Source organism: Dyadobacter sp. CY312 (genome assembly GCF_021390535.1).
In the GTDB taxonomy this organism is placed as follows: domain Bacteria; phylum Bacteroidota; class Bacteroidia; order Cytophagales; family Spirosomataceae; genus Dyadobacter.
The window spans coordinates 373,686-386,274 of the sequence record NZ_JAJUXG010000001.1; the positions used below are offsets into that span (position 1 = coordinate 373,686).

The following is a 12,589-nucleotide window of genomic DNA, read 5'->3' on the forward strand; positions in this document are numbered from 1 at the left end:
TGCCAGTGAAGCAAAATTTTATTTCGGACCATGAGCTAATGCGTAATCCGGGTTAAAGATATTCAAATTTATATCATTGTTCCAATAGTAAAGAGGATTGTTCCATTTCGACTCGCTTCAAATTGGTAACATTGGTCTTTCTAAATCTAAAACTGAAATGCTATGAATGTTACATTGGAACAAGCACAAACTATAATTGCTGCTGCGCAAGCCAAAGCGGTAGAAATTAACACGAAAATGAATATAGCCGTAGTTGACTCAGGGACTAATCTTGTCGCGTTCGCACACATGGACGATGCATGGTTGGGTTCCATAGATATTTCACAGAAAAAGGCCAGGACCGCCCGCTATTTTAACATGCCAACAGGCGAGATCGGCAAACTTTCCCAGCCTGGCGGACCGCTCTATAACATCGAACATTCCAACGGCGGATTAATTTCCTTCCCCGGCGGTGTACTTGTGAAAAATGGGAATGGCGATATTATTGGCGCGGTAGGCGTATCGGGAGACAGCGTGGAGAATGATCACATTGTGGCACAGGCCGGAGCAGACGCGGTCAGTTAAAAAATGTGGTATTGAAATGGTGCACAATGATATGGCGTTTCCCTGCGGGCCGGGCTTTTCGCTCCAAGTCCTCACACAGCTCCGTTGCTCTGCGCTGTGCTCCGGGCTTTCCGCTGCAATCCCTAACGCATAGCTGCACCCCAAAGCATGTAATAATCTCTAACTTAAAATGTATTTCTTATGTGTCAGAATCATGGAGTAGCTTATGTAAGCCCGGGAGTAGTCGAAATTCAGGAAATTGAATATCCAAAACTTGCACTGGGCGATCGAAAATGTGAGCACGGTGTTATACTTAAAATTGTTTCCACCAATATCTGTGGTAGTGATCAGCACATGGTACGCGGGAGAACCACCGCGCCGGCAGGACTTGTGTTGGGTCATGAGATTACGGGCCTCGTAATTGAAGCCGGCAAAGATGTAGAGTTCATCAAGGAAGGAGATCTGGTTTCCGTTCCTTTCAACATTGCCTGCGGACGCTGCCGGAATTGCAAAGTAGGGCAAACGGGTATTTGCCTGAACGTAAATCCTGCACGTCCCGGTGCTGCTTATGGCTATGTGGACATGGGAGGCTGGGTAGGCGGACAGGCAGAATATGTGATGGTTCCTTATGCAGATTTCAATCTGCTCAAATTCCCCGACAGTGATCAGGCTATGGCCAAAATCAAGGATCTTACGCTTCTGTCTGATATTTTCCCAACAGGTTTTCATGGTGCTGTTACTGCCGGTGTAGGACCGGGCAGTATTGTGTATGTTGCAGGTGCGGGTCCTGTCGGACTTGCCTGTGCGGCTTCATGTCATTTGCTGGGTGCCGCGCTGGTAATCGTTGGCGATATGATTGATGAAAGGCTCGAACAGGCACGAAGCTTTGGATGCGAAGTGATCGATCTCAAAAAAGATGCCTCACTTGCAGATCAGATTGAGGCCATTGTAGGTGTTCCGGAAGTGGATTGCGCTGTGGATTGTGTAGGTTTTGAAGCAAAAGGGCACGGTCATGACAGCGGCGTGGAACAGCCTGCAACGGTATTGAATTCAATCATGGAAGTTACCCGCGCAGGCGGGCAACTCGGTATTCCGGGTTTGTACGTGACCGGAGATCCGGGAGGGGTGGATGAAGCAGCCAAAAAGGGAAGCCTCAGTATCCGAATTGGGCTGGGTTGGGCCAAGTCTCATTCCATTCATACAGGTCAGTGCCCTGTAATGAAGTACCATCGTCAGCTCATGAATGCGATTCTCTACGACAAAATCAAAATTGCCGATGCCGTTAATGTAGAGGTGATATCACTCAACGATGCAATCAGAGGTTACAGCGACTTTGATAAAGGCGCAGCCAAAAAATTCGTGATTGATCCTCACAACATGATTTCCAATTAGAGTAAAGTCAAAAAAACAGGATTCAGGTATCGAACCAAATCCCGGTAAATGTTTATCGTTATGAATCGCCAAAAGAAAAGTGGAATCTGCCTGGTGTCAGATTCCACTTTTCTTATTAAATAGTTACACAGAGATTCGATTGTTTGCTACAACAGCCTCAATAACAATCCATCAGAATCTGACCATGCGATTGATAGTAACTCACATCTTTGCCAAGCCTGGTTTCGCAGATGTGATCAATGAGTTCAATCACATTTTTTTGCATTGAAAGAGAACCGCAAAGCATGATAACGCCGTTGCCTGCAAGCACACCCGCCACCAGTTCCTGATCTTTTATCAGTAGGTCTTTCACATATTGTTTTTCTCCCTCGCGGGAATATGCAACCTGTAACGAAGCCAGTTTTCCATCCACTTCACTTTGTTTAATGGCTTTTTCATATAAAGCAAAAGACGCCTTGTCACGGAAACCACAATACAGGAAACGTTTTGTTTCCGGGCAGTCGTGATCAATCATGCCCAGGAAAGGCGCGATACCCGTTCCATTCGAAATCATCATAACCGAAGGAACCCCGGAAGGGAAATGAAAGTGACCATTTTCAACAATACGCGCATCAAAAACAGTATTGGAATCAAGCTTGTAAAGAAATTCGGAGCCTATTCCATGCTCATGCAGTTTAACACCAAGCTGAATGTCATTCCCGATTTTACCGATGGAATACAAGCGCTCACGGTGGTCATTGGCGGGATAAATAGCCAGCAAATCTCCGGAAGTGAAATTGGAATCACCATTTATTCGAAGCTTCATTAAAAAGGATTCACCAGGCCCCGCTACCATGGTTTTTTCGACAACCGAAAAAGATTGCATCGGCTCTTGCCTGGTAATCAGTTCGGCTGAAACTTCCAAAGGAATGTCGGCATGCTGCGACCAGGTAGAAGCCCATTGACCAAATTCCTCGGGTGACTTATCATTAATGGTATGGATTTCGAGCAGTGGAACAGCCCATTTTTGTTTGGCTAAGAGATTGTCTGCCTCGAAAGCAAATTTGCAGAAATCAGGATAAGCATGTGATCCAAAACCAAGCACCGAATATCGGACATTCCTATTCTGAGGATGCTTCTCCAGCAGCTTTTCAAAACTTGTTCCGTTCGTTGGTGGATTACCCAGTCCATACGTCGCCGTCATCACAATAATGTGCTCAGCCTTTGGGAAGACTTTATAGTTATTCAATTCTGTTACATAAGCCGATTTTCCGGCAGCCATGAGTTGTTTGCCAATTGCATTTGCAAAACCAAAAGTGCTTCCATTTTCCGAACCTACCAGAATTACAAACTCACTTTCATCAGCTGTAAAGTTGTTCCTAACTCTGTTCTTCCTTCTTTTCAGCGTGATGGCAAAACCGGAATATATGAAGAACAGGATATTACCGGAGGCAACGGCAAGAACAATCGCCCAGACAATGTTGGTTCGCCCAGTGTGGAGATCCAGGCTCAGCTCAGTGAACATTGCAGTCGTAGGGTATTTCACCTCGGTAAGAATATCACCTGTAATCTGATTTACCGTAACTTCTTTGTCGGTTAATTTTAAAGTAAAATAATCTTCCGGATCCTCTGAAAAAGGAAACTCGACCGATTTCACATCAGAAAGATATACCGTTTTAAAAATCTCAAAATCAGTTGCTTTCTTCTCCGGTTCCGTTTTGATCGCATCAAAGTCAACATCTGATGAAATGATCGGGGATTTTATAAGCTCGAAGCGTACAAGGGATAAATAGGTACCACTCAGTGCTATTACAAATATAGGAATCAATGAAAGCCTGCCCAGAACGACGTGATAATACTGAGCAAAGTTTTCTCGTACGATACTTGTGAAAAAGCGCTTCAAACCCTGTTGACGCTGAATCACGAGCATGGTGCCCGAAATGGTGATCAGAAGTAATAAAAATGACGTTAACCCAATGAAAAAGCGACCAGTTTCTTTCAAAAAAAGAGACCGGTGAAGGGCAGTTACCCATTCAAAAAATTCACTTTTTGGTTCGGGAACTCCAAGTAATTTCCCGGTACCCGGATCCACATAGGAAAGTAATTTTTCGCCATCCGCATCAGTTCCTTTAATAAGCACCGACTGGTGTGAATCAACCGATAATTCACTGATGCCAGGATATTTATCCCGCAACTGAGGGAGCGACTGTGCAAGCGTAATGGAGTCGAATTGATCGGCACGATAGGAGTGAAGCCTCTCCGATACAGGTTGAAAGGCCAGGATAATCCCTGTTATGGATGCAAGGGTCAGTAAAATAAAAGAAGATACAGCCAGTATTAAGTGGCTGTATCTCCATACGGAAATGGTCATAAAATGCGCTGAGAATTAATTAGGGCTAAACCGAACGTAACGGATGTAACCCGTACCGTCGCTCTTTTTCGAAAGTGATTCAGTCGTTAATGGAATTTCAAGGTCTTTTACATAATACTCCTTGTCTTCCACTGCACTTTCGAACCTCAATTTGTAACCCTTATTTATTTTGGCATTATCGATTTCAATCGTATTCACGCTGCGGTCGCCACCCGTTACCGATGCACCGGTGATCGCACTGATATTCGTCGGTTTTTTGGCGTTGGCAGCATGCCATTCCTTTATTGTTTTATACCATTGTTTATCCGGTCCGAGCACGTAAAGCGTTTTGTCGTAAGCATTTTTAGGATTGATCAACGAGATCACCACATAAGCACCTTCGCCCATATAGTTGCTCATCTGAATCATGCATTTATATTTACTCGTTCCGGTTTGCGCCTGCATTTTGGTTGCATTGAAGAAAGACAGACACAGTACCAGAAGCACTGTTTTAAAAATATTGGACATGAGTATTATTTTAAGAAATCAACAGGAACATTGTTTTTTGCAAGCGTTTCATTTTCTTTGGCCAGGTCAAAAGCCGACTCTTCAAAGCTGGTAAGAATCTCTTTTTTTGCGCCAATTGAAACAAGATATTTCAAAATACTGTCGTCTTTCGAAATCATTGCAGCTTTGTGTAGAGGCGTTACACCTTCGCTGTTTTTTGCATTCACATCAACGCCGTAAGGTTGCAGGCTTTTGACCAATGAAAGGTCATTTTTAGCCACAGCAAGGTGATATAGCGTGTTGCCATTCTTTTGTGCCTGCGTAACTTTGAAGCCTTTGTCCTGCAAAACTTTAAGTTTGGCTGTAAAATCCGCAGCTCTTTGTGGAGAGTAAGACTGCACCAGGTAAGCAGCAAGGTTGTCGCCACTCTGATCAACGGTCGCAACAGAAGCACCTTTGCCAATCAGGAACTCAACCACCTCGGGAGAATTACCTCGTACTGCCAAAGCAAGTGCAGAAACCCCCTTACCATTTACCTGATTAATATCCTTAACAGTTGGTACAAGCAAATTCAAAACATCCAAATCTCTGTTGGCAGCTGCCGCGTTCAAAAATGGTGTATTCCCATCTTCGTCAGCTTTGTTTACATCCAGTCCTTTTGAAAGGAAATATTTGACGATGTCATTTTGTTTTGGTCTGCGAACCACAGCATGCAGAGCCGTTTCGCCATGTTTTCCAACTACACCTGGTTTAAGTTTGATACTTTCCAGATATTGGTATAATTCAATTGTGTTGGCGCCACCGCGAGATCCCTGTGCAGCCATTAAAAATGCCTGATCTGTTGCCGGAACTCCTTTTTCAAGAAGGGCTTTCAACAAATCTATTTTACCTGAACGGGCAGCGTAACTGAAAGCATTGTTACCGGCAGCATCTACACTTTTAAGGCTAAGCCCTTTTGAAACAAAATAATTTGTAAGCGCAAAATCCTTGTCATTTGCGATGGCCAGCAAAAGTGCGTTGGCACCTGCATCATTCACGTCTTTTTTCAAATCAGCACCGTTGGCAAGGCAGATGTCGTAAACCTTTGTATTGCTCTGGCCACCACCCGCAGCGAAGTTCAAAGGAGTAGCACCATGGCTATCGATTGTTCCGGTTTTAATTCCTTTTGAAACCAGATACTCCATCAATTCGGTATTTCCTTTGCTGGCTGCCCAGTGGAAATAGGAGCGACTGTCATGTGTAATTTTATTGATATCATTCCCGGGCTGTTCCAGTAGAAATTTGATCGTCTCAGTTGGCGCTCCGGAATTGATCGCCATAACCACAGGATCAAAACTGGCTCCATTAAATTGTGCAGGATTACTTCCCTTGGCTATCTCTGCTTTTACAGCATTAACATCAGGAGAGGTCTTCCAGAAAGATTGTTCTAAAAGCACATTTTGCTGAGCATGAGCCGTGTAGGAAAACAAAGCAAAAGCAGCGATAAATATTTTTTTCATACAAGAAAGATTACTTGGACTATCGTCCTTTTATTTATCAGATAAAGTTAGTGAAGTAAAACTAATAATAATTGGTCTAAATAGCGGCTCGGAACTTTTATACAAAGTATTTAAAATCAAAAATCCACATTTATTCCTCTTTAATCTTTTATTATTAATACATAAAAGAAAAAATAATCAGGCTCATGGAAATCTGCAACACAACTTTGGGTTGTCGGGGATCAAAAAGACGGGTAGAGAAATGGAGCCTGTTTTGATGATACCGGGTTCAGCTGGATACGATTGAATAATAGAAGCACCCTTCTTAAATATTGTATTTATGAAATAAAAGTTAACAAAAACAGATTCATATTCCGGGAAATTTACATCATATTAGATGTGTAATCATTTACGTCTTACCATGATCTTCGACTTTACTACCGCTCCGGGTTTTGACTTCATCACATTGTTTGGCAAACAAATCAATGTTCCAGTGCGGGATAATTTCCTGGAAATTCCAAAGGCGATGGGAGAGGGTTATGTGCGGAAAGTAACGTTTGGAGATGATTTCAAATTAACGATCCATAGGTATACGCTCAATGAAGATTTAATCGTCAAGCGAAATCCTGCGCCGGCGTCTGCTAGCGTACGTGCCATTTTCTTTTACAATCATTGGGAAAATCTTGAAGTAAAATATAATACGGAGAAGAGCGTACCATCTTCACAGAAAGGCGACTCTTCCATTCTTTTATCTACCAATGACCTGAGCACCGAAATACGTTTTCCCGCCGGCAGTAATATCCAATATGTGGTGGTCGCGATAGGTGTCGACAGGTTACGCGCTATTCTATCCATTGAAAAGCCCAACAGTACGATAAAAACCATCACAGCGGAAAACGCGTCCTTTCTCTTCTTCGAAAGTCTGGATCCGGAAATGCAACTGATACTTAAAAACATTGTATCCGTTGATATGAATAACTCCCTGAACAATTTCTATGTGCAGATCAAGGTACAGGAGCTGATGTACTTGCTTTTTAGTAAGTTGTCACTCAGAGAAAATGCTACTTTCAAGAATATAAACAGCAGTGACGCAGAGAAACTTTTAATCATTCGAAATGAGGTATTGCGTGATCTGAGTAAACCGCCGGTTTTGAACGAATTAGCCCTTATGGCTTCCATGAGCGAGACGAAACTGAAACAGCTCTTCAAGCAAACATTTGGTGATACGATATACAATTATTACCAGAAGGCACGAATGGAAGAAGCCGCGTTTTTGCTAAAACAAGCCAGACATTCCGTCTCCGAAGTCGGCTATGAGCTCGGGTTTTCAAATCTTAGCCATTTCAGCAGATTATTCGAAAAACAATACGGCATTACGCCAAAGAAGTTCTCCTACAATTCATAAGTCTCCTTTTTCTTTCACATCCAACAGCTTTCGTCGGATCGGACTATTCTTCTGTCTTTTTCAGCTATTTTACCCAATAAGCAACTTCTAAATTTGTGTATGGATTTAAATATGACAAATGAAAAACTCATCCGCACCCTTTCCACAAAGCCTCTTTAAATGCAAATAGCATCTGGTAATGGTATCAAAGGACTGTTAATCAGCGTCATCTGATCTTGATATTTTACCAATAACGTATAACAGTATCCGTGCTGTTTACGATTTTATCAATTATCTACTTTTTACTGCAAAATAATGAAAGCAATTCAATATAGAACCTATGGAGATTCGGACGTAATTGAACAGGTTGAAGTTCCAATACCAACAATCCAAAATGAAAAGGATGTTTTAATCCAGGTTAAGGCAGCCGGTGTGAATCCGATTGATATCAAAATACGAATGGGCTTTATGAAGACCGCGCGTCCCGTTGAAATGCCTTTTACTCCCGGCGGTGAGGCATCGGGTGTAATTGTTGCCATTGGAGACAATGTGTCTGCATTCAGCGTGGGTGATGAGGTGATTGCGCTTACTAAAACAAACGGTTACGCGGAGTATGTTTTGTTAAACGAAAATTTTGTTCTCCTGAAACCGAAAAGTTTGTCCTTCAAAGAGGCTGCATCGATCGGTGTCAATATCGGGACTGCACAGTCGGTGCTTTTCACAGCCGGAAAACTTGAAAAGGGGCAAAAAGTTCTTATCCAGGGTGGAGCAGGTGCTGCCGGTGGAGCAATGGTTCAATTGGCCAAAGCTGCCGGTGCATATGTGATTGCCACAGCATCAGGATCAGGTGTGGAACTAGCCAAAAGTCTTGGTGCAGACCAGGTGATTGATTACAAATCACAGGATGTAGCCCATATAGTTGACAATGTCGACCTGGTGGCAGATACCGCTGGGGGCGAAGCTCAGGAAAAACTTTTTCAGGTGTTAAAGCCGGGCGGAAAACTGTTGAGTATTGTGATACCACCATCACAGCAACTGGCAGAACAATACAAAGTGGAGGCCAGGTTTGTGGCATCCGACATATCTTCCAGGACACTTCAAAATGGCATTGACCTGATGGCAGCAGGGAAATTCAGACCAATCGTTTCCAAAACATTTAAGCTTGAAGAAGCGGCCCTAGCTCAGGATTTTTTAGCGGCCGGTGGCGTAAATGGAAAGGTTATCCTTTTGGTAGATTGATTTTAACTCAACAAAAAACAGAAATAAAAATTGACCGGATCACAGGTCGACAAGACAAGCCATTTTCAGATCAAACAATACAATTTAGAGCTATCACATAAGACAATTAAACGACAATGAAATTATTAGAAAAGGTAAAATTAGGGGCACAGACATTGGAGAACGCACTTGCAATGGCGCCCATGACGCGCAGCCGTGCTGACAGCGAAGGTGTTGTGTCGGATATAACGACTTTATATTACACCCAACGGACAAGTGCAGGATTTCTCATCACGGAGGGTATCAATATATCAGAACAGGCGCTGGGTAGTCCGCTAACACCTGGTTTGTATAACCAGGAGCAAATTGACGCATGGAAGAAAGTAACAAAATCCGTTCATGACCAAGGCGGTGTGATCTATGCACAGCTTTGGCATACGGGCCGTGTTGGGCATTCTGTGGACAGGAAAGGGAAACTTCCGGTTGCGCCATCCGCGATAGGTATAACAGGACAGCAGCATTTCACCTCCCAGGGGTTAAAAGATTACGAAACGCCACAGGAATTAACCACACATGAGATCAAACAGATCGTGAAGGATTATGGGCAGGCTGCCAGCAATGCTATAGAAACCGGTTTTGACGGCGTTGAACTGCATGCAGCATTCGGATATTTACCAAACCAGTTTTTATCAGAAAGTGCCAATCTCAGGACTGACGAGTATGGTGGCAGTATTGAAAACAGGAACCGCTTTGTGTTGGAAGTAATGCAGGAACTTGTTGAGGCGGCGGGCAGCGATAAAGTTGGTATTAAGTTATCGCCGACTGTGTATTATAACAGCATAATAAACAGTGATCCAGTAGCACAATTCTCACCTTTGATCGAAGCGCTGAATGAATTGCCACTGGCTTACATTCATTTGATGAACAGCGTGTTTCCTTTGGACAGCTTCCCCAACTACCCTAAAAATACAATAGAAACATTTGGCAGAATAAGTAAACACCTGGTCATCGCCAATGGTGGTTTGAATAAAGAAAGTGGAGAAGCAGAACTGGAAAAGGGCATCGCGAAAATAATTTCTTACGGCTCACTGTTTCTGGCCAATCCTGATCTTCCCGAAAGGTTTGAATTGGATGCAGAATTGAACCAGCCGGATCAGTCTACGATGTATGGTGGAGGCGCGCATGGATACACCGATTATCCGTTCTTGAACGATTAAACCTAAAACTGCCACTTTAACAGGTGGCAGTTTTAAGTATATCATTATCAATAGTTTAAATACGTTTTATTAAAACTATCCGAGCTAAAGTGTTACGATTCTAAATATTGTCTTTAATCACACGGCATGGATTACCGACCGCAATTACATTGGCCGGTATATCTTTCGTAACCACACTTCCTGCGCCAATGATGGTATTATCCCCAATGCTTACGCCTGGAAGCACAACCACATTGCCGCCGAGCCAGACATTGTTTCCAATGCTGATCGGATAAGCGTATTCGAGGCCTGAAATTCTTTGAACGGTATCCGTCGGGTGGCCTGCCGTGTACAGACTCACGCCCGGAGCAAGTAACACGTTATCGCCAATCGTTACCGGAGCGCAATCGAGAATGGTACACCCAACGTTTGCATAAAAATTATCGCCAACGCGGATGTTATAACCATAATCACAATGGAAACGCTGCTCTACCCAACAGTTTTCACCAACCGATCCAAACAGCTTTTTCAGGTTCTGCTTTCTTTCCTCAGCTTTTCTGGGATGAAGGTGATTGAATTCATATAGTAAATCCATTGCGATTTGCCTCTCCTCAAAAAGTTCAGGATCGAAAGCAAGGTACAACGCTCCGGACAGCATCTTTTCTTTTTCTGTTAAACCATTCATTTACTGCTATTTTAAATTTTCAAATGCCTAATAATGTGGACCGAGTTCTTTATTCCAGTGTAATATTATTCTTATTCGAGGTATTAATGTCATGCTGAGTACAATTTTTTGCTCCAAGAAATAGTTACTCAATCTGACAAACATCTGAGCATCTCTTAAACTATTTCTATAAAACAAACTCACCTTTGAGTCGCACGATACTGCTCTTCGCTGACATGCTCCATCCAGTCTACAACCTTTCCATCAAGATTTTCCTGGATCGCAATGTGGGACATTCCGTTTGTAGCGGTGGCTCCGTGCCAATGCTTTTCGTTTGGTTCAAACCAGACCACGTCACCTGGAAAAATGTTTTCAATCGGACCGCCTTCACGTTGTACCCAGCCGCAACCGGCTGTCACGATAAGCGTTTGTCCGAGTGGGTGTGTATGCCAGGCGGTGCGTGCACCCGGTTCAAAAGTAACCAACGCTGATGCACCGCGCCTTGCTTCATTGGCATCGAAAAGCGGATCGATTCTAACTGCTCCTGTGAACCAGTCCTGTGGTCCTTTGGCAGAAGGTCTGCTACCTATTTTTGTGATTTCCATAATATGATATTTTTGTTTTCCAGTTTAATTCAGAACCTGATGCTGAGGCTCTTAGCCTGCTGGCGCACTTTAATAAAATGCTACTCCCGTAATCTCTTCACATAAGGCGAGGAACTTGTCCTGAACATCGTTGTTCTTGGCAGCAAGTTGAAAATCGCTCTGTTTTTTATGGTAGAAGTAACAGCCACTGACTTTGGCCCTTGAATCCTCATTGGTGGCAAGCCATACCTGAGTCTGAATACCCTGTTCAAGATTTCCTGGCGCACCAATTCCTCCCATCTTTGTCGGTACCCAACCCGGGTCGACGGCATTTGCATAGATTCCTTCCCATTTGCGTGCTACGGCCATAGACAAAATTACATTGTGCAGTTTTGTATCTGAATAGGAAATTGAGCCAGTTTTTAAACCAGCGATTGTTAAATTTTCCAAGCCCGAGTTACCTTGCAGATGCATGTCCGAAGCCAGGTAAATGAGCCGTCTGGGTCTTTTTATCAAACACGTCAGAATGTAGGGAGCGAGGGTGTTGACAACCAGGAGGTCTGGCAGGTTGCTCTTTCCTGCATTCTGACCTGATGATTGGTAAATACCTGCATTATGAATGACGACATCGAGGGTACCCAAACCATTCACTTTTGATGCAAGTTCTATTGTTTGATCCATGTCAGAGAGATCAGCTACCAGTGCAGTTTCCGCTTGCGGTACCTTCTCAAGAGCCTGTTCTGCTCTTTTTTCATTGCGGGCATGAAGCACCACCTGATGCCCCAGCGCAATTAATTCCCTGGCTGTTAATAAGCCTAGTCCGTCGGCTGATCCGGTAATGAAAACTCTGGCCATTTGCTTTTACATTTGATTATTCTCCCTCTTTTAGATTTCCTGATTAACAGGTTTTGCTTCATCTGCGTTCTTAAATCTGCACATGTAGCCCTCACAACAACTTTGCAGCTGCATACACTGCCATTTCCTGTCGCACCTATTCCGGTAAGCGAAGATAAGTCAATAAAATGACCATAAATTTTTGTTTCAATAGGGGATCGATGCTCCGCTGACCGCTCCCATATAGGCCAGTTTCAGTCCGCAGCCCGGTTGATTGAAACTATATGAGCTAACTACAAAGTTTAGATTTGCTGCTGCCATTCAGTAAAGATTTTCAAACCTTCTATTAAGAATTTCAAACCAAATGATGAAATTAAAGGCGTTGCAGGAATAATTGCAGATCATATAGCTTTATCTTGCACAGGTAATCGCGTTTGTGATGTAATTCTTAATATGGTTT

11 protein-coding genes are annotated in these 12,589 nt (G+C 43.3%); 5 read left to right on the forward strand and 6 right to left on the reverse strand.

Annotated elements, in window-relative coordinates; all coding sequences use genetic code 11:
* Positions 1-162: 162 nt before the first annotated feature.
* The gene (locus tag LZG71_RS01575; protein WP_233816324.1) at positions 163-564 is read left to right on the forward strand and encodes a heme-binding protein; all 402 of its coding nucleotides are present in this window, start codon (positions 163-165) and stop codon (positions 562-564) included.
* Between the two features lie 180 nt (positions 565-744).
* The gene (gene fdhA, locus LZG71_RS01580; protein WP_233816325.1) at positions 745-1,935 is read left to right on the forward strand and encodes a formaldehyde dehydrogenase, glutathione-independent; all 1,191 of its coding nucleotides are present in this window, start codon (positions 745-747) and stop codon (positions 1,933-1,935) included.
* Positions 1,936-2,092: 157 nt separating this feature from the next.
* Here the strand turns inward: fdhA and LZG71_RS01585 are convergent, their stop codons facing one another.
* Genes LZG71_RS01585 through LZG71_RS01595 form a run of 3 tightly spaced genes read right to left on the reverse strand, consistent with a single transcriptional unit; the run spans position 2,093 to position 6,270 of the window.
* The gene (locus tag LZG71_RS01585) at positions 2,093-4,285 is read right to left on the reverse strand and encodes a PepSY domain-containing protein (RefSeq protein ID WP_233816326.1); all 2,193 of its coding nucleotides are present in this window, start codon (positions 4,283-4,285) and stop codon (positions 2,093-2,095) included.
* A 15-nt stretch (positions 4,286-4,300) separates the two neighbouring features.
* Complete coding sequence (locus tag LZG71_RS01590; protein WP_233816327.1) at positions 4,301-4,792, reverse strand: DUF2271 domain-containing protein; 492 nt, start codon at positions 4,790-4,792, stop codon at positions 4,301-4,303.
* Between the two features lie 5 nt (positions 4,793-4,797).
* Positions 4,798-6,270 (reverse strand): ankyrin repeat domain-containing protein, encoded by a 1,473-nt coding sequence (locus LZG71_RS01595; protein ID WP_233816328.1) that lies wholly within the window; start codon positions 6,268-6,270, stop codon positions 4,798-4,800.
* Between the two features lie 376 nt (positions 6,271-6,646).
* On the opposite strand from LZG71_RS01595, the gene LZG71_RS01600 reads away from it, so the two are divergent.
* The 3 genes from LZG71_RS01600 to LZG71_RS01610 all read left to right on the forward strand — a co-directional run bounded on the left by LZG71_RS01600 (position 6,647) and on the right by LZG71_RS01610 (position 10,068).
* Complete coding sequence (locus tag LZG71_RS01600; RefSeq protein ID WP_233816329.1) at positions 6,647-7,654, forward strand: AraC family transcriptional regulator; 1,008 nt, start codon at positions 6,647-6,649, stop codon at positions 7,652-7,654.
* A gap of 294 nt (positions 7,655-7,948) precedes the next feature.
* Positions 7,949-8,872 carry an NADP-dependent oxidoreductase gene (locus LZG71_RS01605; protein WP_233816330.1) on the forward strand — a complete coding sequence of 308 codons (924 nt, stop codon included), beginning with the start codon at positions 7,949-7,951 and terminating at the stop codon, positions 8,870-8,872.
* Positions 8,873-8,988: 116 nt separating this feature from the next.
* The gene (locus tag LZG71_RS01610; RefSeq protein WP_233816331.1) at positions 8,989-10,068 is read left to right on the forward strand and encodes an alkene reductase; all 1,080 of its coding nucleotides are present in this window, start codon (positions 8,989-8,991) and stop codon (positions 10,066-10,068) included.
* 100 nt (positions 10,069-10,168) lie between these two features.
* On the opposite strand, the gene LZG71_RS01615 is transcribed toward LZG71_RS01610, so the two are convergent.
* The 3 genes from LZG71_RS01615 to LZG71_RS01625 form a co-directional block, all read right to left on the reverse strand.
* Positions 10,169-10,732, reverse strand: coding sequence for a sugar O-acetyltransferase (locus tag LZG71_RS01615; RefSeq protein ID WP_233816333.1), 564 nt, complete (start codon positions 10,730-10,732; stop codon positions 10,169-10,171).
* 179 nt (positions 10,733-10,911) lie between these two features.
* Positions 10,912-11,316 (reverse strand): cupin domain-containing protein, encoded by a 405-nt coding sequence (locus LZG71_RS01620; RefSeq protein WP_233816335.1) that lies wholly within the window; start codon positions 11,314-11,316, stop codon positions 10,912-10,914.
* A 69-nt stretch (positions 11,317-11,385) separates the two neighbouring features.
* Entirely contained in the window at positions 11,386-12,150 is a 765-nt protein-coding gene (locus LZG71_RS01625; RefSeq protein WP_233816337.1) for an SDR family NAD(P)-dependent oxidoreductase, read from the reverse strand.
* Between the last annotated feature and the right edge of the window lie 439 nt (positions 12,151-12,589).

Bases quoted from the DNA above. Each gene is read 5' to 3' on its own strand.
- LZG71_RS01600 (WP_233816329.1), top strand. From the start codon at position 6,647: ATGTGTAATCATTTACGTCTTACCATGATCTTCGACTTTACTACCGCT.
- LZG71_RS01625 (WP_233816337.1), bottom strand. From the start codon at position 12,150: ATGGCCAGAGTTTTCATTACCGGATCAGCCGACGGACTAGGCTTATTA.
- LZG71_RS01590 (WP_233816327.1), bottom strand. From the start codon at position 4,792: ATGTCCAATATTTTTAAAACAGTGCTTCTGGTACTGTGTCTGTCTTTC.
- LZG71_RS01610 (WP_233816331.1), top strand. From the start codon at position 8,989: ATGAAATTATTAGAAAAGGTAAAATTAGGGGCACAGACATTGGAGAAC.
- LZG71_RS01605 (WP_233816330.1), top strand. From the start codon at position 7,949: ATGAAAGCAATTCAATATAGAACCTATGGAGATTCGGACGTAATTGAA.
- LZG71_RS01575 (WP_233816324.1), top strand. From the start codon at position 163: ATGAATGTTACATTGGAACAAGCACAAACTATAATTGCTGCTGCGCAA.
- LZG71_RS01620 (WP_233816335.1), bottom strand. From the start codon at position 11,316: ATGGAAATCACAAAAATAGGTAGCAGACCTTCTGCCAAAGGACCACAG.
- LZG71_RS01615 (WP_233816333.1), bottom strand. From the start codon at position 10,732: ATGAATGGTTTAACAGAAAAAGAAAAGATGCTGTCCGGAGCGTTGTAC.
- LZG71_RS01585 (WP_233816326.1), bottom strand. From the start codon at position 4,285: ATGACCATTTCCGTATGGAGATACAGCCACTTAATACTGGCTGTATCT.
- LZG71_RS01595 (WP_233816328.1), bottom strand. From the start codon at position 6,270: ATGAAAAAAATATTTATCGCTGCTTTTGCTTTGTTTTCCTACACGGCT.
- fdhA (WP_233816325.1), top strand. From the start codon at position 745: ATGTGTCAGAATCATGGAGTAGCTTATGTAAGCCCGGGAGTAGTCGAA.